General features: G+C 61.1%; 18 protein-coding genes. 13 read left to right on the top strand and 5 right to left on the bottom strand.

What is annotated here, in order from left to right:
- Positions 1–99: 99 nt before the first annotated feature.
- The 3 genes from mgrA to ACXX9E_RS06870 form a co-directional block, all read right to left on the bottom strand.
- Entirely contained in the window at positions 100–1,137 is a 1,038-nt protein-coding gene (mgrA, locus tag ACXX9E_RS06880; protein ID WP_458555212.1) for an L-glyceraldehyde 3-phosphate reductase, read from the bottom strand.
- A gap of 109 nt (positions 1,138–1,246) precedes the next feature.
- Positions 1,247–2,566: an LLM class flavin-dependent oxidoreductase gene (locus ACXX9E_RS06875; protein ID WP_458555211.1), complete on the bottom strand. Its 1,320-nt coding sequence runs from the start codon at positions 2,564–2,566 to the stop codon at positions 1,247–1,249.
- A 1-nt stretch (position 2,567) separates the two neighbouring features.
- Positions 2,568–4,790 carry a TonB-dependent receptor gene (locus ACXX9E_RS06870; protein WP_458555210.1) on the bottom strand — a complete coding sequence of 741 codons (2,223 nt, stop codon included), beginning with the start codon at positions 4,788–4,790 and terminating at the stop codon, positions 2,568–2,570.
- A gap of 205 nt (positions 4,791–4,995) precedes the next feature.
- Between ACXX9E_RS06870 and ACXX9E_RS06865 the strand changes: the two genes are divergently transcribed.
- Positions 4,996–6,033: a LacI family DNA-binding transcriptional regulator gene (locus ACXX9E_RS06865; RefSeq protein WP_458555209.1), complete on the top strand. Its 1,038-nt coding sequence runs from the start codon at positions 4,996–4,998 to the stop codon at positions 6,031–6,033.
- Between the two features lie 188 nt (positions 6,034–6,221).
- The gene (locus tag ACXX9E_RS06860) at positions 6,222–6,482 is read left to right on the top strand and encodes a hypothetical protein (protein WP_123470533.1); all 261 of its coding nucleotides are present in this window, start codon (positions 6,222–6,224) and stop codon (positions 6,480–6,482) included.
- A 24-nt stretch (positions 6,483–6,506) separates the two neighbouring features.
- Here the strand turns inward: ACXX9E_RS06860 and betT are convergent, their stop codons facing one another.
- Both betT and epsC read right to left on the bottom strand, forming a co-directional pair.
- Positions 6,507–8,468, bottom strand: a complete 1,962-nt coding sequence (gene betT / locus ACXX9E_RS06855) for a choline transporter BetT (protein WP_177490504.1) — start codon at positions 8,466–8,468, stop codon at positions 6,507–6,509.
- A gap of 402 nt (positions 8,469–8,870) precedes the next feature.
- Positions 8,871–9,797 carry a serine O-acetyltransferase EpsC gene (gene epsC / locus ACXX9E_RS06850; protein ID WP_123470529.1) on the bottom strand — a complete coding sequence of 309 codons (927 nt, stop codon included), beginning with the start codon at positions 9,795–9,797 and terminating at the stop codon, positions 8,871–8,873.
- Between the two features lie 190 nt (positions 9,798–9,987).
- Here epsC and ACXX9E_RS06845 point away from each other — a divergent pair, with 190 nt between their 5' ends.
- From ACXX9E_RS06845 to ACXX9E_RS06795, 11 genes are all read left to right on the top strand, one after another.
- Positions 9,988–10,992 carry a D-cysteine desulfhydrase gene (locus tag ACXX9E_RS06845; protein WP_186748047.1) on the top strand — a complete coding sequence of 335 codons (1,005 nt, stop codon included), beginning with the start codon at positions 9,988–9,990 and terminating at the stop codon, positions 10,990–10,992.
- 633 nt (positions 10,993–11,625) lie between these two features.
- On the top strand, positions 11,626–12,426 hold the full coding sequence (gene tcyJ / locus ACXX9E_RS06840) for a cystine ABC transporter substrate-binding protein (protein WP_186748048.1): 801 nt from the start codon (positions 11,626–11,628) through the stop codon (positions 12,424–12,426).
- On the top strand, positions 12,426–13,091 hold the full coding sequence (tcyL, locus tag ACXX9E_RS06835; protein WP_186748049.1) for a cystine ABC transporter permease: 666 nt from the start codon (positions 12,426–12,428) through the stop codon (positions 13,089–13,091). The genes tcyJ and tcyL overlap by 1 nt, the downstream gene beginning before the upstream one ends.
- Positions 13,092–13,095: 4 nt before the next feature.
- Complete coding sequence (gene tcyN, locus ACXX9E_RS06830) at positions 13,096–13,845, top strand: L-cystine ABC transporter ATP-binding protein TcyN (RefSeq protein ID WP_123470521.1); 750 nt, start codon at positions 13,096–13,098, stop codon at positions 13,843–13,845.
- Positions 13,846–14,319: 474 nt separating this feature from the next.
- On the top strand, positions 14,320–15,084 hold the full coding sequence (locus ACXX9E_RS06825; protein ID WP_128615941.1) for a hypothetical protein: 765 nt from the start codon (positions 14,320–14,322) through the stop codon (positions 15,082–15,084).
- 391 nt (positions 15,085–15,475) lie between these two features.
- Positions 15,476–16,717: an SfnB family sulfur acquisition oxidoreductase gene (locus ACXX9E_RS06820; RefSeq protein WP_447807749.1), complete on the top strand. Its 1,242-nt coding sequence runs from the start codon at positions 15,476–15,478 to the stop codon at positions 16,715–16,717.
- A gap of 37 nt (positions 16,718–16,754) precedes the next feature.
- On the top strand, positions 16,755–17,948 hold the full coding sequence (locus ACXX9E_RS06815) for an SfnB family sulfur acquisition oxidoreductase (RefSeq protein WP_123470515.1): 1,194 nt from the start codon (positions 16,755–16,757) through the stop codon (positions 17,946–17,948).
- Positions 17,948–19,300 (top strand): LLM class flavin-dependent oxidoreductase, encoded by a 1,353-nt coding sequence (locus ACXX9E_RS06810; protein WP_128616558.1) that lies wholly within the window; start codon positions 17,948–17,950, stop codon positions 19,298–19,300. Before ACXX9E_RS06815 ends, ACXX9E_RS06810 begins: the two co-directional genes overlap by 1 nt.
- 118 nt (positions 19,301–19,418) lie before the next feature.
- On the top strand, positions 19,419–20,228 hold the full coding sequence (locus ACXX9E_RS06805; protein ID WP_123470511.1) for a MetQ/NlpA family ABC transporter substrate-binding protein: 810 nt from the start codon (positions 19,419–19,421) through the stop codon (positions 20,226–20,228).
- Positions 20,229–20,230: 2 nt separating this feature from the next.
- Positions 20,231–21,352, top strand: a complete 1,122-nt coding sequence (locus ACXX9E_RS06800; protein ID WP_123470510.1) for a methionine ABC transporter ATP-binding protein — start codon at positions 20,231–20,233, stop codon at positions 21,350–21,352.
- Entirely contained in the window at positions 21,342–21,986 is a 645-nt protein-coding gene (locus ACXX9E_RS06795) for a methionine ABC transporter permease (protein WP_034151854.1), read from the top strand. Before ACXX9E_RS06800 ends, ACXX9E_RS06795 begins: the two co-directional genes overlap by 11 nt.
- The last annotated feature ends 164 nt before the right edge of the window (positions 21,987–22,150 follow it).

Below are 22,150 nucleotides of genomic sequence, written 5' to 3'. Positions count from 1 at the left end.
CTGAATCCATAGTCGAACCAGTTTTTCAGGTCGATGTATGGCTACAGACACCTCGGTCGGCGCCCTCTCTCTCTGCGAGAGCGCTGATGTGAGGGTGACTCACTCCGCCGTCGAAGGCTTCTCCCAAAGATTGATCCCGCCCTCCTGGGCAAACCGGTCAATCTCCGCCAGTTCTTCAGCACTGAAGCTCAGGTTCTTCAACGCCCCGACGTTCTCGATGATCTGCTCTGGCCGGCTCGCACCGATCAGCGCCGAGGTCACCCGTGGATCACGCAGGGTCCAGGCCAGCGCCAGTTGCGCCAGGCTCTGGCCGCGACGCTTGGCAATCTCGTTCAGTGCGCGCACGTGCGCGATGTTCGCCTCGGACAAGTGCGAGGCCTGCAGCGAACCACCACCCGGCCGATTGACCCGTGCATCTTCCGGCACGCCGTTGAGGTACTTGTCGGTCAGCAGACCTTGGGCCGGCGGGGTGAAGGCGATCACGCCAGTACCCAGTTCGTCGGTGGTGTCGAGCAGATCCTTTTCGACCCAGCGATTAAGCAGGTTGTACGCCGGCTGATGAATCAGAAGCGGTACTTTCCACTCTTTGAGCAGCGCGGCGATCTCGCGGGTTTTCACCCCGGAGTACGACGAGATGCCGATGTACAACGCCTTGCCCTGCTGCACGGCAGTGGCGAGGGCGCTGGCGGTTTCTTCCAGCGGGGTGTCCGGGTCGAAACGGTGCGAATAGAAGATATCCACATAATCCAGGCCCAGGCGCTGCAGGCTCTGATCGAGGCTGGCCAGCACGTATTTGCGCGAACCGCCGCCCTGACCATATGGCCCTGGCCACATGTCCCAACCGGCCTTGCTGGAGATGATCAGCTCGTCGCGGTACTGCTTGAAATCTTCACGCAGCAGGCGCCCGAAATTGATCTCGGCGCTGCCATACGGCGGGCCGTAGTTGTTGGCGAGGTCGAAGTGGTTGATCCCCAGGTCGAACGCGGTGCGCAGCAAGGCGCGCTGGGTGTCGATCGGCGTGCTGTCGCCAAAGTTGTGCCACAGGCCCAGCGACAACGCCGGCAGCACCAGACCGCTGCGGCCGACGCGGCGGTAAGGGATGGAGTCATAGCGGTTTTCGGCAGCGGTGTAAGTCATCGAATCCTCTCTTGTCTGTCTTGAATGGGTGTCGACTTCTTCGCGAGCAAGCTCGCTCCCACAGGTAAATGCATTCCAGATGTGGGAACGAGCTTGCTCGCGAAGGGTGCTACACAAATCTATTGCCGGGTCGGGCCAAGCCCAGGTTCTGGCGCAAGGTCCGGCCCTCATACTCGGTTCTGAACAGCCCACGCCGCTGTAGTTCCGGAACCACGCCATGGGCAACGTCTTCCAGCCCGCCCGGCAGGTGCGGCACCAGCACATTGAAGCCATCCGCCGCGCCCTGCTCGAACCATTCCTGCAAGCGGTCGGCAATCTGCGCCGGCGTGCCCACCAGGCTGTAATGCCCGCGCCCGCCAGCAATTTTGCGACCGAGTTCGGCGAGGCTCAGGTTCTCCCGACCTGCCAGTTCAGTGAGCAATTTCTGCCGGCTCTGCTGACCGCTTTCCGTCAGTGGCAATTCCGGCAGCGGGCCGTCCAACGGGTACTTCGACAAATCGAAGTTGCCCAGCATACGCCCAAGCAAGGCGACGCCAACCTCCGGTTCGACCAATTGCTGAAACGTTTCACACTTTTCCTGCGCTTCGGCTTCCGTTTGCCCGACGACGACAAAGACCCCCGGCATGATTTTCAGCGAATCGGCACTGCGCCCGTACTTCGCCAAGCGGCCTTTGAGGTCGGCGTAAAACGCTTGCGCGCCGGCCAGCGAGGTCTGCGCGGTGAACACCACCTCAGCGGTCTGTGCCGCCAGTTCACGCCCGGTCTCGGAAGAGCCGGCCTGCACGATCACCGGTTGCCCCTGTGGCGAGCGCGCCACGTTCAGTGGGCCTTTGACCCGAAAGTGCTCGCCGACGTGCTCCAGCACATGCAGCTTCGCAGGGTCGTAATACTCACCGCTGGCCTTGTCGCGGTGAAAGGCGTCGTCCTCCCAACTGTCCCAAAGCCCGGTGACCACTTGATGAAATTCCCGCGCGCGGCTGTAGCGCTCGGCGTGGCCGATGTGTGCGTCACGCCCGAAGTTCAGCGCTTCGGCGGCGTTGTCCGAGGTCACCAGATTCCACCCCGCACGCCCGCCGGACAGGTGATCGAGCGAAGCGAATTTACGCGCCACGTGGTACGGCTCGTTGTAGCTGGTGGTCGCTGTGGCGATCAGGCCGATGTGTTCGGTCACCGCACTGAGGGCCGAGAGCAGTGTCAGCGGTTCAAAGTGATCGGAGCGGGCCATGCGACTGGCGATGTTTTGAGTCGGCGCGGCAACGCTGTCGGCAACGAACAACGTGTCGAATCTGGCCGCCTCGGCAATCTGCGCCAGACGCTTGTAGTGAGCGAAATCCAGCCCGGCATTGGCCGGCACATCCGGGTGCCGCCACGCCGCAACGTGGTGCCCGGTGGCCATGAGAAACGCGCCGAGTTTCAACTGTCTGCTCATCTCAGAAATCCTTGCGCAGTTGCACGCCGAAGTAGCGCTCGTCATCCCGTGGCACAGCGCGATAGATGTAGCTGCCGCCGCTGGCCAGCAGCGGTGAGTAGGACTTGTCGGCGAGGTTCTTGCCCAGCAGCGCCACGCGCCAGCCGTTGCTGTAATCGGCCAACGCGACGCTGGCGTTCCAGAGGCCGTAGGCGCCCTGTTTGGTGTCGGCGTTCTGGCTGATGTCGTACTGCACCTCGCTCTGCCAGCTGTAGTCGGTGCCGAGTTCGATATCCAGACCGTTTTCCAGTGGAATGGTGTAATCGGCGCGCACGTAACTTTTCCAGTCGGGGCTGAACGGCAGCGGCTTGCCATTGACGTTGCAAGTTGCCGCCGCACCGGCCGGGCAACTGAACTGGTCGATGCGCGCGCGGGTGTAGGCCAGTGCCCCGGAGAACTTCAGCTGCTGGGTTGCCTGTAAGGCGTAATCGAGTTCGACGCCTTCGGTGCTGACACTGCCGGCGTTGATCAGACGCGTCACCACTTGCCCGGCAACGGTGTCGAAAAAGTTCGCCTGGTAGTTGTCGTAGTCGCTGTGGAACACGGCGAGGTTGGTGGTCAGCCGGTTGTTCCAGCTCGTGGCTTTGATCCCTGCCTCCCAGGTGTTGGAGGTTTCCGGTTTCAGTGCCTCGGTGTCACGCGGCTGCATGTTGAAGAACACGTTGTATGCCGGGCCTTTGTAGCCGCGCGAGTAGGTCAGGTAGGTGGTGACGGCATCGCTGAGGTCGTACTGCACGCCAAGCCGACCGGACCAGCCGTCCTCGTCCACCGAACCTGAACTGCGGGTGGCCGGTTGAATGCCGCTGACCGTGGTCGCCGAGGTGGAGACGCGGCGGTGAGCGTATTCCAGCTCATCGTGGGTGTAGCGCAGGCCGGCGATGCCACGGAAGTCGGAAGTGAAGTTCAGCGTGGTTTCGCCGAATGCGGCGTAGCTGTCGCTGGTGGTGCTGTAGTCGGCAACGCCTCGGTCGGTGCGCGTGGTGGTGGTCAGTGTGCGCTGATAGGTCTCGTCATCCTTGCCATGCATGTAGAACAGGCCGCCGACGTATTCGAGGAATTCGCCCTTCGGCGAGGCCAGGCGCAACTCCTGCGAGTACTGATCGAAGGCCAGGTCGCCCTTGTCGGCAGTGCCGGGAAACGCTGCGGTGATCGTGCTCAGGCGATCGCCGTCCTGATACTGGGTGTTGTCCCAGCCGCGCCACGCGGTGATCGACGTCAGGGTGTAATCGCTCAGTTGCCAGTCGAGCTGGCCGGACAGGCCTTTGTTGGTGTCCTCGACGTGGCTGCGGGTGTCGGTGTTGATGTCACGGTTATGATTGCTGGCCTCGACCGGGCGCAGTGCATTGGCGAACGCCGGGGTCAGCGACTTGCTGACCACGCCGTTGGGGCCGTCGTCGTGGGCCTGCATGTAGTCGGCGATCAGGGTGAAGGTGACGTCATCGTTCGGGGTGAACTCGAGTTTGCCGCGCACGCCGCGATGGTTGTAGCCATTGACCTCCTGCCCGTTGTGCTGGTTGTCGACGTTGCCGTCGTAAGTCCCGAACAAGGTGCTGATCGAGCCTTTGAGCGTGTCCGGAATCAGGCTGCCGCCAATGCCGAAACGGGTGCGGCTTTCGTTGCCGCTGTAGTAGGACTGGTCGATGTAGCCGTGGGTCTTGTTGGTCGGCGCCTTGCTGGTGATGTTGAGCACGCCGGCCGAGGCATTCTTGCCGAACAGCGTGCCCTGCGGGCCGCGTAGCACTTCGACGCGTTCCAGATCCAGCAGATCAAGGGTCGATTGACCAGGACGCGCATAGACCACGCCGTCGATCACCGTGGCCACCGTTGGCTCGACGCCGGGCGAGGTGGAAATCGTGCCCACCCCGCGCACGAACAGCGAGGTGTCCTTGTTCGACGCGCCGGTACGGAAATTCAGCGACGGCACTTGCTGGACGATGCTCGCCACGCCGTTGCGGTTATCGCGCTCCAGCTGTTCGCCGTCGATCACCGAGACCGCTACCGGGACCTTTTGCAGCGATTCTTCGCGGCGAGTGGCGGTGACCGTCACCGACTTGAGGGTTGGCTCTTGATCGCTGTCTGCAGCCAGCGCATCGGCCAGCGGCAATGCCGCCAACCCGGTGAAAATCCAGCCTGCAGCGCGAACAGATCGCGCCAGTGTGTGTGTCGCCCCAGGAATGTTGTGCATGGTTGCCCGCTCGAAATTAGCCCTGAACCGCTGCCGTTCTGCGACGACAGCGCCTGAATCGGTGTCTTGGGCATTCGCTCGAGCGAGTAGCAGACAGTGCGCCTTGTTAGCGCTACCATCGCCAGTATTGGCAAGCCACATATAGAGCGTCCAATACTGAAAAATTACTTTTATATGCGTTTTGGTTTTTAAGAAGGATCGAGCCTTGAACCAGGAAAAGCCCCGCAAACGCCGTGGCGCCGGACGCGTGACCCTCAATGCAGTGGCACGTGAGGCCGGTGTGTCGGCGATCACCGTGTCGCGCTATTTCAATCAACCGGAATCGGTCTCGCCCGAGCGCCGCGAACGGATTGCGGCGGTGGTTGCCGAGTTGGGTTATGTGCCGAACCTGGTGGCCGGCGGATTGGCTTCAGCGCGGGGGAAAATCGTCGGCATGGTGATCCCGAACATCTCCGGGCCGATCTTTGCCAACACCATTCAGGGCTTCAGCGACACCCTCAGCCGCCATGGTTATCAGTTGTTGCTGGCGTCGAGTTACTTCAGCACCGAACAGGAAGAAAACGCAGTGCGCGCGTTTCTCGGCTGGTCGCCGGCGGCGTTGGTGCTGACCAGTCACTTCCATAGTGCGGGCACTGAAAAGATGATCGCCGAGGCAGACATTCCGGTGATCGAAACCTGGGATTACCAGCCGGATCGCGAACCGATGCAGATCGGCTTTTCGCATTTTGAAGTCGGAGTGAGCGCAGCTCGTTATCTGCACGACAAAGGCTATCGCAGCATTGCCTTCGTGCAGAACAGCGCCCCCGGTGACCTCAGCGCACTGGAACGCCGCGACGGTTACGCCGCCACCGTGCGCGAGTCCGGCCTGGAACCCTGGGTATTCGCCCCCGACGCCGACCGCGCGCCGTTCGAGGCCGGCAAACAGGCAATGGAGGCACTGATGAACGCCGCTCCCCGCCCCGACGCCATCATTTTCGCCAATGACAACCTCGCTGCCGGCGGCCTGCTCGCCGGGCAACGCGCCGGCCTCAAGATCCCCGAAGACTGCGCTGTACTCGGCTTCGGTGATTACCCGTTCGCCGAGATGCTGTTACCGAGCCTGAGCACGATCAAACCGCCGGCACTGGAAGTCGGCGTGCTGGCGGCAACGCGGGTATTGGAAAGCCTTGGGGTGTTGCCGAGTGATGATGTGCAGCGCCTGAATTTATTGCAGTGCAAGGTGATCGAGCGCGAGAGCACCTGATGAAGTTGGCGGGGGCTGGATTGGCTATGCTCTAAAGGGCACCGAGGTGGCCCTGTCGCGAGCAGGCTCACTCCTACAAGGAATGCGGTTGGCCACAGGATTTGTGCGCAGCCGCGTTCACTGCAGGAGTGAGCCTGCTCGCGATAGAGGTCCATCAGGCGATATCCATCTACCAGGCAGAACCCGCCATGCACACCGCCATCATCATTTTCTTCGGCCTGGTCCTGCTCGCCCTGATGCTCTACATCGGCGAGCGTGTTGGCTTCAGTCGGCAGACCATGGCCTACGGCTTCGCCGCGCTGTGGCTGGCGTTGACGGTGATCAATGGCGCAGTGGGGGTGGTGCATGCCGGGCAGTCGCCGGGGTCGGAAATAGCGATTGGCAGTGCGGTGTTCGGGGTGCCGATGGCGGCGATGGTGTTGTTCATGGTGCTGAGCGCCGGGTCGTAAAACGTCCCGGCGCTCGGTTCACGATCAACGCACCAGATGCAGGAACTGCATGTGGCGTTCGTACTGGTCGAGGATGTCGTTGATGATCTGCTCCTTGGTGTAACCCACCAGATCATAGTCCTGACTGCCCTCGCTCAGGTGCACTTCAGCGCGGTAGTAGCGGCGGTTGTTGAGTTGCTTGGACCCCATGCCACCGCGCGCAAACGACGGGGTGAAATAGCCGCGCATCTGCACTTGATAGATGAACGGATGCAACTCGCCATGGCCGATTTCCAGGCTGACGTTGTCATGCGCCGGATCTGGCTGAGTGACCACGTTCAGGCCTTTTTCGACAAACACCGCCGTCACCTCCTCAATCGCCGGGCGCACCGTGGTGTCCATGAAGCGGTACACCTCGTCGCGTGACGGGAAGTGCACAGCCTGGCTCAGGCGCTGACGCCAGCCACCCTTGCCACGCCGCGAACCGGACACCGGCGCCAGCGAATGCAGTTGTGCGATCTGTTTCTGCGACTCCAGATAGAACGCCTTGTGCAGGCCCCACATCATCAGCAGCAGGATCAACGAGAACGGCAACGAGGTCAGCACCACCGCCGACTTCAGCGCATCAATGCTGCCGGAGAACAGCAGCGCACTGGTGATCAGCGCCGTCATCGCGCCCCAGAACACCCGCAGCCATTTCGGCCCGTCTTCATCGGGGTTACCACCCTTGGCCGACAGGGTCGAGAGCACCACAGTGCCGGAGTCGGCCGAAGTGACGAAGAACACAAAGCTGATGAACACCGTCACGGCGATGACGGTCTTGCTCCACGGGTAGGTTTCCAGCAGCAGGTACAGGGTCATCGACGGGTTGTCGATGGCCGACATGCCCAGCGCACTCATGCCGTGATTAAGCACCTGATCCAGCGCGCTGTTGCCGAATATCGACATCCACGCCAGGGTGAAACCGAGCGGAATCAGCAGCACGCCGAAGACGAATTCACGGATGGTCCGGCCACGGGAAATCCGCGCAATGAACAGGCCCACGAAGGGCGACCACGCGATCCACCAGGCCCAGTAGAACACGGTCCAGCCGCCGAGCCAGTCGCTTGGCTTGTCGTAGGCGTAGAGGTCGAAACTCTTCATCGGCAAGGCGCCGAGGTAATCGCCGAGGTTCTGGATCAGGGTGTTGAGCAGGTGCTGGGTAGGGCCGGCGAACAACACGAACAGCAGCAGCGCACAGGCCAGCAGCATGTTGATGTCGGACATGACCCGCACGCCTTTATCGACACCGGAAACGGCAACGATGATCGCCGCGCCCATCATCAGTGTGATCAGGCCGACCTGAATCCACTGGGTATGGGCGATGCCGAACAGGTAGTCCAGTCCGGAGTTGAGGTGCAGCACACCAAAACCCATGTCGGCACCCAGGCCGAACACCGTGGCGATGATGCCGAAGCCATCCACCGCATAGCCGATGGGGCCGTTGATGCGTTTGCCGATCAGCGGGTACAACGCCGAGCGCAGCGCCAGCGGCAGGTTATGCCGGTAGGCAAAATACGCGAGGGCCATGCCGACGAAGGCAAACACGCCCCAGCCATGCAGGCCCCAGTGCAGAAACAGAATCTGCATCGCCTGCCGCGCCGCTTCGGCGGTGCCGGCCTCGCCTTGTGGCGGTTGCAGCATGTGGGTCAGCGGTTCCGAGACGCAAAAGAAAAACAGCGTGATGCTGATCCCGGCAGCGAACAGCATGCCGGCCCAGGACAGGTAACTGAATTCGGGCTCGTCGTGGTCGGCACCGAGTTTGATCTTGCCGTAGCCGGATAACGCGGTGACCACCACGAAGACCAGATACAGCGTCATCGCGAGCATGTAATACCAGCCGACCGTATTGGCCGCCCAGTTTTGTGCCGCCAGCAACCAGGCTCCAGCCTGCTCCGGCATGGCAATGACAACGAGACCAAACAGCAGAATGACCGTCGCGGCGAAGTAGAACACCGGCGGATTCATGCGTACCAGACCGCTGGCGGGGGTGGACGATGCACTCATGAACGGTGCACCTCGAGGGGTTGAAACGTGGCTGAAATGATCGGACTCAGCAAAGGCAAGCCTCCTGTTGTGAGCGGGCAGCGAACCACCGGTTTAACTTGAATGAACGTTCAAGTTAACCATGGATAGGGCGCTAAGGACTAATCGCACGGCCAAGCGGTAGTTTTCCTACGCTAGCTCAAGGAGAGGTATGACGCTGGTTTGAGGGGATTCGTTCACTGGAGAATTGGCTGAATGCCATTATCCCGATTCGGTCTGAAAACCATTCGCGAGCAAGCTCGCTCCCACATTCGAATTGCATTCCATGGTGGGAGCGAGCTTGCTCGCGAAGAGCTCAGCAACCGCGAAGCAAATTCCAGAAGCCTACTTCTGCGTCCCGTCATCATGCTGCAGATTGGCCTGGGTCAGATTGCACCCCGCCGGCACACTGCGGGTCAGCCAGACGTTGCCGCCGATGGTCGAGCCCTTGCCAATGGTGATCCGCCCGAGAATCGTCGCCCCGGCGTAAATCACCACGTCATCCTCGACAATCGGATGGCGTGGATGGCCCTTCTGCAACTGCCCGTCTTCATCTGCCGGGAAGCGCTTGGCGCCGAGGGTCACCGCCTGATAGATCCGCACGCGTTCGCCAATGATCGCGGTCTCGCCGATCACCACACCCGTGCCGTGGTCGATGAAGAAGCTGCGGCCAATCTGCGCGCCCGGGTGAATGTCGATACCCGTCGCTGAATGCGCGATTTCCGCGCTGATCCGCGCCAGCAGCGGCAGCCCGGCGCGATACAAATGGTGCGCCAGACGATGGTGGATCACCGCCAGAATTCCCGGATAGCACAGCAGCACTTCATCGACGCTGCGCGCCGCCGGGTCGCCGTGATAGGCCGCCAATACGTCGGTGTCGAGCAACGCGCGCAGGTCCGGCAAGGCCAGGGCGAAGTCCTGAATAATGCGGATTGCCTGCTGCTCCACGTCGCGGTCGTCCTGCGCGCTGTGCCGGGCGACGTAGCGCAACTCCAGCCGGGCTTGCGCCAACAGCGCATTCAGCGCCGTGTCGAGGGTGTGACCGACGTAGAAGTCTTCACTCTCCTCACGCAAATCCACCGGCCCCAGGCGCATCGGGAACAATGCGCCACACAGCGCCTCGAGAATCTCCGCCATCGCCGCGCGGGACGGCAACTCGCGGCCACCCTGCTCGCCGGAGGCCCGGCCATTTTGTGCCCGCCACTGATCCCGCGCACTGCGCAGTTGGCTGACGATGGTCTGCAGTTGCCAATGGCTGGAACGCTCGCTCACGGTAAAGACTCCTCACGGGCGGCCGGACGGTCTGGCCGCGTTAACGGCGACTACTTTACGGCAAGGCCACGATGACGAATTAAGAACCGATAGTGCTGGCCTAAGCACGTTTGGCTATAAGCGATTGACGGTTGCCCCGGTAAAACCGCGTGCCTATAGTCCTGTCATCTTCCTCCGCCAGTACGGAACCATGTCCACACAACCGATCAAACACCAGTTGGAACGCTTCAACCGCCTCAACCTGCTCGGTCAACCGACCCCACTGGAAAAACTCGAACGCCTGTCCGCCTGGCTCGGGCGTGACGTGTACATCAAGCGCGATGATTTGACGCCGCTGGCCATGGGCGGCAACAAGCTGCGCAAACTCGAATACCTCGCCGCCGATGCCCTCGCCCAAGGCGCCGACACGCTGATCACCGCGGGCGCCCTGCAATCGAACCACGTGCGCCAGACTGCGGCGCTGGCGGCGAAACTCGGCCTCGGTTGCGTGGCCCTGCTGGAAAATCCGCTGGGCACCGACGACGGCAACTACACGGGTAACGGCAATCGCCTGCTGCTGGATCTGTTCGACACCAAGGTCGAGCTGGTCGACAACCTCGACAACGCCGACGAACAACTGGCCGCCCTCGCGGTGCGCCTGCGCAGCAACGGCAAGAAACCATATCTGGTGCCAATCGGCGGCTCCAATGCCCTCGGTGCGCTGGGCTACGTGCGTGCCGGCCTGGAACTGGCCGAACAGATCAAGGACACCGGCCTCGATTTCGCCGCCGTCGTGCTGGCCTCGGGCAGCGCCGGAACTCATAGCGGGCTGGCGCTGGCATTGAGCGAAGCCCTGCCGCAACTGCCGGTAATCGGCGTGACCGTTTCGCGCAGCGAAGAAGATCAACGCCCGAAAGTGCAGGGGCTGGCCGAGCGCACGGCGGACCTGTTAGGCGTGAAATTGCCAGAGAACTTCAAGGTCGAGTTGTGGGACGAATACTTCGGCCCGCGTTATGGCGAGCCAAACGCCGGGACCTTGTCGGCGGTGAAGCTGCTGGCAAGCCAGGAAGGCCTGCTGCTCGACCCGGTATACACCGGCAAAGCCATGGCCGGTTTACTGGACGGCATCGGCCGCCAGCGTTTCAACGATGGCCCGATCATATTCCTGCACACCGGCGGCGCCCCGGCATTGTTTGCCTATAAGGATTTTCTGTAACGGAAAGATCAAAAGATCGCAGCCACAGCAGCTCCGAAAGAAATAAGCCCCCCACAAGGACCGAACCACCCAATAGGCCGAGTGTCAGCTCGCCTGCTCTTGATCTTGATCTTCAGGCCCCTTCGGCAGGCTGAGTGGAGGGATTCATCCGGGGGGCAGGCGCGGAGCGCCGTGCGGCGAAGCCGCATACATCGAGAGGAGGTGCAGCGAAGCAAACCGGAGGCGATGCCCCCGGATGGATCCCGGAGCGAAGGAACCCCGAGCCTTAGCGAGCGGGCCGAACGCTGGGGCAAGCCTTTTTTTGCTTACTTTTTTGAGGCGCTTGTCAAAAAAGTGAGTCGCCGTAAGGGCGAAACCGCCAGCCGCCCCCCCCAAAAAAACGGATATACACCCAAACCCCAAAAACATGGTCGGCCCAGAGGCCGCCAAGCCCCAAAACCAATATTCGATTAAGGAATAACAATTTATAGATTAAGTATTTTCAAGTCTAAACAAACCATCATATAGTCTCGCCGCAGGCGAATTTCGCCAGAGACGCATAAGCTGCTTTAGGGCACGATACCGCAGTCGCTCGAATCACGAATTCGCCAACTTTCCTTAAGCGTCTTCCATAAGAAAACACAGGGGCTTGTCATGAATTTTTCCGCACTACGTCGCAATCTGCTGGTAGGTTCGCTGGGCCTTGCACTGAGCGCCGGCCTGATCAGCCAGGCAACAGCCGGTGAACAGCTGCAGCAGATCAAGGACAAAGGCGTTATCAACGTCGGCCTGGAAGGCACTTACCCACCGTTCAGCTTCGTCGATGAGAACGGCAAGCTCTCCGGTTTCGAAGTCGAACTCTCCGAGGCACTGGCGCAGAAGCTGGGCGTCAAAGCCAAGATTCAACCGACCAAGTGGGACGGCATCCTTGCCGCACTGGAGTCCAAGCGCCTGGACGTAGTGGTCAACCAAGTGACCATCTCCGACGAGCGCAAGAAGAAGTATGACTTCTCCGAGCCGTACACCGTTTCCGGGATTCAGGCATTGGTCCTGAAGGACAAGGAAGCTGCGCTGAACATCAAGACCGCCGCCGACCTGAAAGGCAAAAAAGTCGGCGTCGGCCTGGGCACCAACTATGAACAGTGGGTCCGCGCCAACGTGCCGGGCGCTGATGTGCGCACCTATGACGATGATCCGACCAAGTTCGCCGACCTGAACAACGGTCGCACCGACGCCATCCTGATCGACCGTCTGGCCGCACTGGAATACGCCAAGAAAGCCCCGAAAACCGTCGCCGCAGGTGAAGCCTTCTCCCGTCAGGAGTCCGGCATTGCCCTGCGCAAAGGCGAGCCGGAACTGCTGGCAGCGGTGAACAAGGCCCTCGACGATCTGCGTGCCGACGGCACCCTGAAGAAACTGTCCGAGAAATACTTCAACGCTGACGTCACGAAATAATGGAAGAAGCTTTCCAACTCGCACTGGATTCCGCGCCCTTCCTGCTCAAGGGCGCGTACTACACAGTCATCCTCAGCCTGGGCGGCATGTTCTTCGGCTTGCTGCTGGGCTTTGGCCTGGCGTTGATGCGCCTGTCGCGCTTCAAACTGGTGAGCTGGATTGCCCGCATCTACGTGTCGTTCTTTCGTGGCACGCCGTTGCTGGTGCAATTGTTCGTGATCTATTACGGCTTGCCGCAAATGGGTCTGGAACTGGATCCGCTGCCGGCGGCCCTGATCGGCTTCTCGCTGAACATGGCCGCTTACGCCTGTGAAATCCTGCGCGCCGCGATCGGTTCGATCGAACGCGGCCAATGGGAAGCGGCTGCGAGCATCGGCATGACCCGCGCGCAGACCCTGCGCCGGGCCATCCTGCCGCAAGCGATGCGCACGGCCTTGCCGCCGCTGGGCAACAGCTTTATTTCACTGGTCAAGGACACGGCACTGGCCGCCACCATTCAGGTGCCGGAGCTGTTCCGTCAGGCGCAGCTGATTACCGCCCGGACGTTCGAAGTCTTCACCATGTATCTTGCCGCCGCGCTGATCTACTGGATTCTGGCCACGGTGCTGTCGCACCTGCAGAACAAGCTGGAAGAGCGGGCCAATCGGCACGACCAGGAGTCCTGACCCCATGATTGTCGTAGAAAAACTGACAAAGCAGTTCAAGGGTCAAGAGGTGCTCAAGGGCATCGATCTTGAGGTCAAGGAAGGCGAAGTCGTGGCCATCATCGGCCCCAGCGGTTCGGGGAAAACCACGTTTCTGCGCTGCCTGAACTTCCTTGAGGAACCCACCAGCGGCCGGATCAAGGTCGGCGCTATCGAAGTCGATACCAGCCGCCCGCTGAGCCAGCAGCAAAGCCTGGTGCGCACTCTGCGCCAGCACGTGGGCTTCGTGTTCCAGAACTTCAACCTGTTCCCCCATCGCACCGCTCTGGAAAACGTCATCGAAGGGCCGATCGTGGTCAAGAAGATGCCGCGCGAGCAAGCCATTGCCCTGGGCATGAAGCTGCTGGCCAAAGTCGGTCTCTCCGGTAAGGAAGACGCTTACCCGCGTCGTCTGTCCGGCGGCCAGCAACAGCGCGTGGCAATTGCCCGGGCGCTGGCGATGGAGCCGGAAGTGATCCTGTTCGACGAGCCGACCTCGGCCCTCGATCCGGAACTGGTCGGTGAAGTACTGGCGACCATCCGCGGCCTTGCCGAGGAGAAACGCACCATGGTGATTGTCACCCATGAAATGGGCTTCGCCCGTGATGTGGCCAACCGTGTGGTGTTTTTCGACAAGGGTGTGATCGTCGAACAGGGTGAAGCCAAAGCGCTGTTTGCCAACCCGAAAGAACAACGCACCCAACAATTCCTCAGCAAGTTCCTCAATCACGCCTGATAACTTTCAACGCATGATTCTTAAACTTCCACGGATGGAAGTTACCTTTACCCCGCCCTCGACAACTTCAAAAAATCTTATAAATTCCGCCTGCGATACGCAGCCTGTTTATATGTTCTGCAAACATTATTATTCGCGTTCACGCCATTCTTCGCCGAAGGACAACGTTCGAATAAACCTGCGGCAAAACCGGCAGAAACTCCTTGATTCTGTGGCCATATTCACTATCGAACCTAGGCATAGGGATTCGTCAGCGTAGGAAATTTCTGAATAATCGGTAATTCACGAATTAACTAAATCACTCTATTGACACCCACTTCAGCACGTTCTTATCTAGTCACCAATCAGCCTCACTTAGTTAAATAACCCCGTATTCAAACTGAACAAAAGCGCACCGCTTTATTGCCAGTTGATTCACGCTTTTTTGTTCTTTCAGAAACGGACTTCGCTGCAGGATTTCAAGGAGAGAAAACGATGACCCGCACTTCGCATACCCCCGAACTGGCAGCCCCGATTCTGGCGCCAGCGCAAAAAACCGGCATCAATCTGGCCGCAGCGGCCCACCTGCTGGTCAATGTGTCGCCCTACCCCGACATGGATTGCGGCGATCTGATCGAGTTGTTCTGGAACAAATGCTATGTCGCCTCGAAGGTGCTGACCGGCGAAGACGTCGGTGCCGTGGTCAGCCTGCGGGTGCCGGAGAGTTTCATTGCCAATGGCATCGCACGCATTCACTACCGGGTAATGCAGGTCGGCCAGGGGCCGGCGTTGTCGGCGCCGACCCGGGTGCAGGTCAAGCTCGACTGCCCGGGCGGCGAGCCTTCGACGCTGTGCGGCGACGAAAACCAGCAACTGGCACCGGTGACGATCCCCGACACCATTCGCCGCCAGGGCGTGAACCCGAATCAGATCAAACGCGGCGTGCCGCTGACCATCGAGCCTTACCTGAACATGGCCGAGGACGATGCCATCACCTTGCGCTGGGGGGATGTGCGCATGGATCTGGCACCGATTACCACAGCGGATGTCGGGCTGCCGATTCAGGTCTGGGTGCCGCCGGCGGTGATCGTTGAAGCCGGGGAAGATCTGCGGCTGGATGTGACGTATTGCATCCTTGACCGGGTCGGCAACAACTCACGCTGGGCGCCGCCACGGACGTTAAAGATCGGCTGCGTGAATCCTTACCTGAAGGTGCCTCTCAACCCCGAACTCAAGGTCGCCGAATCGCGCACAGACTGAACACACAGCCCTTGCGGCGAGGGCGCTTGCTGCCGCTCGGCTGCGCAGCAATCGCAAAACCGACACGACGGTTTAGCTGAAGGGAACAGCTGTGCAGGTTTCAGGGGCGCTTCGCAGCCCAGCGCGAGCAAGCTCCCCTGCCACAGAATCGCTCAGCCTCGAAAACCCGTTAACCAATCCGACCATCACCCCTTCTATGCATATTCCTAAAAGTTAGTTTATTTAATATTTATACACGCTTAGGGTATATGAACCGGACCACCGGACATTCTTTCGTTCGCCGCACTTTTGCGGCGTTTTTCATGAGATGTGAGGTAGGTAGTATGGTCCGGAACACAATCACCCCAGTGCAGATCGCCAGGGCATTGCGTGCAGCCAAGGAGCGGCACTGATGTCCAGTCTGGCAGACGCAAACGTCCAGTCGGATCTGGACATCGCCCCGTTGTTGTTGCCCGCGCAGGTCTTGCGCAACGACGCCCAAGCCATCAAGGCCGCCCATGAGCTGGCGCAAGTCGCCCGTGTGCAGGCCGCCAGGCGCGACCGCCAGCGCAAGCTGCCGTGGTCGGAAATCGAACAGTTCACCCGCAGCGGCCTGGGCAGCATCGCCATCCCGCGTGAGTACGGTGGCCCGCAAGTTTCGTTCGTTACCCTGGCCGAAGTGTTCGCGATCATTTCCGCCGCCGATCCGGCGCTGGGACAGATTCCACAGAACCAGTTCGGCATCCTCAACCTGGTGCTCGGCAGCGCCACTGAGGCGCAGAAAAAGCAGCTGTTCCAGAGTGTTCTGGAAGGCTGGCGCATCGGCAATGCTGGCCCTGAGCGCGGTACGAAAAACACCCTGGAATTGAAGGCGCGCATCACCGCCGATGGCGATGACTACGTGATCAACGGCCAGAAGTTCTATTCCACTGGCGCGCTGTTCGCGCACTGGGTCGCCGTCAAGGCACTCAACGATGACGGCAAGCAAGTGCTGGCCTTCGTCCGCCGTGGCACGCCGGGATTGCGCATCGTTGATGACTGGTCGGGCTTCGGTCAGCGCACCACCGCCAGCGGCACGATCCTGCTGAACAACGTGCGTGTCGAGTCGAGCCTGGTGGTCGACAACTGGAAGATCAACGAAACCCCGAATACTCAAGGCGCCGTCTCGCAGCTCATTCAGGCGGCCATCGACGCCGGCATCGCCCGTGGTGCCATCGACGACGCCATCGAGTTTGTCAAAACCCGTGCCCGGCCGTGGATCGACGCCAAGGTCGAGCGCGCCAGCGATGACCTCTACGTGATCGCCGACATCGGCAAACTGAAAATCGAACTGCACGCCGCCGAAGCGCTGCTGCGCAAGGCCGGGCAGGTACTCGATCTGGTGCACGCTGCGCCACTGACCGCCGAGTCCGCCGCCCGCGCCTCGATTGCCGTGGCCGAAGCCAAAGTGCTGACCACCGAGATCTCGCTGCTGGCCAGCGAAAAACTTTTCGAACTGGCCGGCAGCCGCGCGACCCTCGCCGAATTCAACCTCGACCGCCACTGGCGCAACGCCCGGGTGCACACCCTGCATGACCCCGTGCGCTGGAAGTATCACGCGGTCGGCGCCTATCGCCTGAACGGTACTTTGCCGGCTCGTCACTCCTGGATTTAACGACCGCACACTTTTGACCAGATCTCTGGAGAAACACATGACTTATTCTCACTCCGTCGCGGTCATCACCAGCGATGAGCAAGCCCTGATCGTCGCCAGCGACCTGGCCGAAGATTTCAAACGCGACAGCGCCGTGCGCGACCGTGAACGGCGTCTGCCGCTGCCGGAACTCGACGTGTTTTCCCGCTCCGGCCTCTGGGGCATCAGCGTGCCCAAGGAATACGGCGGCGCCGGCGTATCCAACGTGACCCTGGCCAAAGTCATCGCCCTGATCGCTCAGGCTGACGGCTCGCTCGGGCAGATTCCGCAGAATCATTTCTACGCACTCGAAGTGCTGCGGGTGAACGGCAGTCACGCGCAGAAACAACGGCTGTACGCCGAAGTGCTCGCCGGCCAGCGCTTCGGTAACGCACTGGCGGAACTGGGCACCAAAACCGCCCACGACCGCGTCACCAGCCTCAAGCGCGACGGTGACGGCTATCGCATCAATGGCCGCAAGTTCTACTCGACCGGGGCGATTTACGCCCAGCGTATTCCGACTTCCGTGGTCGATGAAAACGGCGTGCAACAACTGGCATTCGTCCCGCGTGACAGCCAGGGCCTGACCGTGATCGACGACTGGAGCGGCTTCGGCCAGCGCACCACCGGCAGCGGTTCGGTGGTGTTCGAAGACGTCTACGTCGCCGCCGAAGACGTGATCCCGTTCCAGAGTGCCTTCGAGCGTCCGACCACGGTCGGCCCGCTGGCGCAGATCCTTCACGCCGCCATCGACACCGGCATCGCCCGTGCCGCGTATGAGGACGCGCTGCACTTCGTGCGCAGCAAAACTCGTCCGTGGATCGACTCCGGCAACGACAAGGCTACCGAAGACCCGCTGACCCTCAAGAGTTTCGGCCACTTGAGTATTCGCCTGCACGCCACCGAAGCCTTGCTCGAACGCTCCGGCGAATTCCTCGACATCGCGCAAGCCGAGACCACCGCCGAGACTGTCGCGGCGGCGTCGATCGCCGTTGCAGAAGCACGCGCCATCAGCACCGAGATCTCCCTGGCCGCCGGCAGCACCCTGTTCGAACTGGCCGGCAGTCAGGCCACCCTGATCGAGCACGGCCTCGACCGCCACTGGCGCAACGCTCGGGTGCACACCCTGCACGACCCGGTGCGCTGGAAGTATCACGCAGTGGGTAATTACTACCTCAACGATGAAAAGCCGCCGCTGCGGGGCACTATCTGATGAGCAAGAAAAAGATCCTGCTCAACGCGTTCAACATGAACTGCATCGGCCACATCAACCACGGTTTGTGGACGCATCCGCGCGACACCTCGACCCGGTTCAACAGCATTGAATACTGGACCGAACTGGCGCAGTTGCTGGAACGCGGGCTGTTCGACGGGTTGTTCATCGCCGACATCGTCGGGGTGTACGACGTCTATCAGAACTCGGTGGACGTCACGCTCAAAGAGTCGATCCAGCTACCGGTCAACGATCCGCTGCTGCTGGTCTCGGCCATGGCTGCTGTCACCAAAAACCTCGGTTTCGGCCTGACCGCCAACCTCACCTACGAACCGCCGTACCTGTTCGCCCGGCGCATGTCGACGCTCGATCATTTGAGCCGTGGTCGCGTGGGTTGGAACATCGTCACCGGTTACCTCGACAGCGCCGCCAAGGCCATGGGCCTGCGCGAGCAGGTCGAGCATGACCGGCGCTACGACCAGGCCGACGAGTACCTGGAGGTGCTCTACAAACTCTGGGAAGGCAGTTGGGAAAACGGCGCGGTGCTCAATGACCGTGCGCAGCGAATCTACGCCAACCCGGAAAAAGTGCACAAGGTCGAGCACAAGGGCGAGTTCTATCAGGTCGAGGGTTATCACCTCTGCGAGCCATCGCCGCAGCGCACACCGGTGCTGTTCCAGGCCGGCAGCTCCGATCGCGGCTTGCTGTTCGCCGGGCGTCACGCCGAGTGCGTGTTCATCAGCGGCCAGAACAAGCCGTCGACCAAGGTGCAAGTCGACAAGGTTCGCGCCAGCGCGGTCGAGGCCGGGCGCAATCCCGAGGACATCAAGGTGTTCATGGGCCTCAACGTGATTGTCGGCGCCACCGAAGAAGCCGCTTGGGCCAAGCACGCCGAGTACCTGAGTTATGCCAGTGCCGAGGCTGGCGTGGCGCACTTTTCAGCGTCCACCGGCATCGACTTTTCCCAGTACGAAATCGACGAACCGATCCAGTACGTGAAAAGCAACGCCATCCAGTCCGCGACCAAGAACCTGCAGAACAACGACTGGACCCGGCGCAAATTGCTCGACCAGCACGCCCTCGGTGGCCGCTACATCACCGTGGTCGGCTCGCCTGAGCAAGTGGCGGACGAGCTGGAATCGTGGATCGCCGAAACCGGCCTCGACGGCTTCAACCTGACCCGCATCGTCACCCCGGAAAGCTATGTCGATTTCATCGAGCTGGTGATTCCGGAGTTGCAGCGGCGTGGGTCGTACAAGACTGCGTATGACAGCGGCAGCTTGCGCGAGAAGCTGTTTCACGGCGAGGCGCAACTCCCCGAGCAACACACCGCTGCTGCGTACCGGCATTAAAAGCTTCGCGAGCAAGCTCGCCCCCACATTTGGAATGCATTTCCCTGTGGGAGCGAGCTTGCTCGCGAAGAGGCCCGACCCAACACCACATAATCAATGCACTGACTGGAAAACCATCATGACCAAGAAACGCCTGACCCACCCAGTCAAAGCACTGGCCCTGGCCTTCGGCCTGTTCAGCTCGGCGGTGTTCGCTGCCGACGCTCCACTGAAAATCGGCACCACCGCCGCCTTCGCCATCCCGCTGGAAGCCGCCGTCGAAGAGGCTTCCAGGCAAGGCCTGAAAGTCGAGCTGGTGGAGTTCACCGACTGGATCGCGCCGAACGTCAGCCTCGCCGCCGGCGACATCGACGTGAACTACTTCCAGCACATCCCGTTCCTCGAAAACGCCAAGGCCGCTTCCGGTTTTGACCTGGTGCCGTTCGCCCCGGGGATCATCAACAACGTTGGCCTCTACTCGAAGAAATACAAAAGCTTCGACGAGTTGCCCGAGGGCGCCAGCGTCGCCATCGCCAACGACCCGATCAACAGCGGGCGCGGCCTGCAACTGCTGGCCAAGGCCGGGTTGATCAGCCTGAAACCGGGCGTCGGTTACAAGGCCACCGAAGACGACATCGTCGCCAATCCGAAGAAAATCAAAATCCTCCAGGTCGAAGCCGTGCAACTGGTGCGTGCCTATGACGACGCCGATCTGGTCCAGGGCTACCCTGCCTACATCCGTCTGGCGAAGACCTTCGATGCCGGTTCCGCGCTGCTGTTCGACGGCCTCGACCACAAGGAATACGTGATCCAGTTCGTGATCCAGCCGAAGAGCAAAGATGATCCGCGCCTGATCAAGTTCGTCGATATCTACCAGCACTCGCCAGCCGTGCGCGCCGCGCTGGATAAGGCTCACGGCAAGTTGTACCAGGCCGGTTGGGAAAGCTGAGCATGACGGCCGCGATCCAACGGCGACTGGAAACTCCAGAGCCCAAACATGCTGAAAGAACCGAACTGCACCCCGAGCTGAACCGCGCCCACGTACGCTTCATCGGCCTGGGTAAAACCTACGACGGCCGGCAAGGCCCGGTCGCTGCGCTGCAGGGCATTGATCTGGCGATTCAGCGCGGTGAAGTGTTTGGCATCATCGGCCGCAGCGGCGCCGGCAAGTCATCGTTGATCCGCACGATCAATCGTCTGGAGCAGCCGACGTCGGGGCGGGTACTGATCGACCAGGTCGATATCGGCGAGTTCGATGAGGATCGCCTGGTCAACCTGCGCCGACGCATCGGCATGATCTTCCAGCACTTCAACCTGATGTCGGCCAAGACCGTCTGGCAGAACGTCGAACTGCCGCTGAAAGTCGCTGGCGTGCCAAAAGCACAGCGCGAGCAGAAAGTCCGCGAATTGCTTGAACTGGTCGGCCTGCAAGCCAAGCACAAGAGCTACCCGGCGCAGCTGTCCGGCGGACAGAAACAGCGTGTCGGCATCGCCCGGGCATTGGTGCATGACCCGGATATTCTGCTCTGCGACGAAGCCACTTCCGCGCTCGATCCGGAGACCACCCAGTCGATCCTCGGCCTGCTGCGCGAGATCAACCAGCGCCTGGGCCTGACCATCGTATTGATCACCCACGAAATGGCAGTGATCCGCGAAATCTGCGACCGCGTGGTGGTGCTGGAGCACGGGCGCGTCGTCGAACAAGGCCCGGTCTGGGAAGTGTTCGGCAATCCGCAGCACGAGGTCAGCCAGACCTTGCTCGCGCCGCTGCAACACGCCTTGCCGGAAGAACTGCAAAGCCGTCTGCATGCCTCGCCACCCTCTGGCGACGCGGCAGTGGTGCTGCGCCTGCAATTGACCGGCGCTGCCCGCGACGAGCCGGATCTGGCGGCGTTGTTCGCCGCGCTCGGTGGTCGGGTGAAGTTGTTGCAGGGCGGCGTGGAGCGGATTCAGGGCCATGCGCTGGGGCAATTGCTGCTGGCCGTCAGCAGTTCCGCGGCGAGCGCCGAGCAATTGCGCGAACGTGCCGGGCAATGGGCGCAACGGGTGGAGGTGCTGGGTTATGTGGTTTGATCGCTTGCTGCAGGGTTTTATCGACACTTTCCTGATGGTCGGTGTGTCGTCGCTGATCGCGCTGCTGGTGGGGATTCCCATGGCGGTGATTCTGGTCACCAGCGACAAGGGCGGGATTTACGAAGCACCGGTGTTGAATCGCGCACTCGGGGCGTTTGTGAACCTGTTTCGCTCGATTCCGTTTCTGATTCTGATGGTCGCACTGATTCCATTCACCCGGCTGATCGTCGGCACTACCTACGGTGTGTGGGCGGCCGTGGTGCCGCTGACCATTGCCGCGACGCCGTTCTTTGCGCGGATTGCCGAGGTGAGTCTGCGCGAGGTTGATCATGGTTTGATCGAAGCGGCGCAGGCGATGGGATGCCGGCGCTGGCATATCGTCTGGCATGTGCTGTTGCCCGAAGCGCTGCCGGGGATTGTCGGCGGTTTCACCATTACCCTGGTAACGATGATCAACTCGTCAGCCATGGCCGGGGCGATTGGTGCCGGCGGCTTGGGGGACATCGCCTATCGCTACGGCTATCAGCGCTTTGACAGCCAGATCATGTTGACGGTGATTGTGTTGCTGGTGGCATTGGTGGCGGTGATTCAGTTGGGTGGAGACCGCTTGGCGCGGGGGTTGAACAAGCGCTGAGTCTGGCCGGGCTCATGCAGCGACTTCACAAACGCTATCGCGAGCAGGCTCACGCCTACAGGGGAATGCATTTCAAATGCAGGAGTGAGCCTGCTCGCGATGGGCTGCGCAGCCGCCCCGCTTCATGGCGTATATTCGGCGAATCCCAACTGCCCGCGTATCCC

It is taken from the genome of Pseudomonas sp. GNP014 (assembly GCF_054344005.1).
The sequence above is the reverse complement of the archived record's forward strand: the minus strand, read 5'-3'. Positions and strand labels throughout refer to the sequence as shown.

Bases quoted from the DNA above. Each gene is read 5' to 3' on its own strand.
- mgrA (WP_458555212.1), bottom strand. From the start codon at position 1,137: ATGACTTACACCGCTGCCGAAAACCGCTATGACTCCATCCCTTACCGC.
- ACXX9E_RS06875 (WP_458555211.1), bottom strand. From the start codon at position 2,566: ATGAGCAGACAGTTGAAACTCGGCGCGTTTCTCATGGCCACCGGGCAC.
- ACXX9E_RS06870 (WP_458555210.1), bottom strand. From the start codon at position 4,790: ATGCACAACATTCCTGGGGCGACACACACACTGGCGCGATCTGTTCGC.
- ACXX9E_RS06860 (WP_123470533.1), top strand. From the start codon at position 6,222: ATGCACACCGCCATCATCATTTTCTTCGGCCTGGTCCTGCTCGCCCTG.
- betT (WP_177490504.1), bottom strand. From the start codon at position 8,468: ATGAATCCGCCGGTGTTCTACTTCGCCGCGACGGTCATTCTGCTGTTT.
- ACXX9E_RS06845 (WP_186748047.1), top strand. From the start codon at position 9,988: ATGTCCACACAACCGATCAAACACCAGTTGGAACGCTTCAACCGCCTC.
- tcyJ (WP_186748048.1), top strand. From the start codon at position 11,626: ATGAATTTTTCCGCACTACGTCGCAATCTGCTGGTAGGTTCGCTGGGC.
- tcyL (WP_186748049.1), top strand. From the start codon at position 12,426: ATGGAAGAAGCTTTCCAACTCGCACTGGATTCCGCGCCCTTCCTGCTC.
- tcyN (WP_123470521.1), top strand. From the start codon at position 13,096: ATGATTGTCGTAGAAAAACTGACAAAGCAGTTCAAGGGTCAAGAGGTG.
- ACXX9E_RS06825 (WP_128615941.1), top strand. From the start codon at position 14,320: ATGACCCGCACTTCGCATACCCCCGAACTGGCAGCCCCGATTCTGGCG.
- ACXX9E_RS06820 (WP_447807749.1), top strand. From the start codon at position 15,476: ATGTCCAGTCTGGCAGACGCAAACGTCCAGTCGGATCTGGACATCGCC.
- ACXX9E_RS06815 (WP_123470515.1), top strand. From the start codon at position 16,755: ATGACTTATTCTCACTCCGTCGCGGTCATCACCAGCGATGAGCAAGCC.
- ACXX9E_RS06810 (WP_128616558.1), top strand. From the start codon at position 17,948: ATGAGCAAGAAAAAGATCCTGCTCAACGCGTTCAACATGAACTGCATC.
- ACXX9E_RS06805 (WP_123470511.1), top strand. From the start codon at position 19,419: ATGACCAAGAAACGCCTGACCCACCCAGTCAAAGCACTGGCCCTGGCC.
- ACXX9E_RS06800 (WP_123470510.1), top strand. From the start codon at position 20,231: ATGACGGCCGCGATCCAACGGCGACTGGAAACTCCAGAGCCCAAACAT.
- ACXX9E_RS06795 (WP_034151854.1), top strand. From the start codon at position 21,342: ATGTGGTTTGATCGCTTGCTGCAGGGTTTTATCGACACTTTCCTGATG.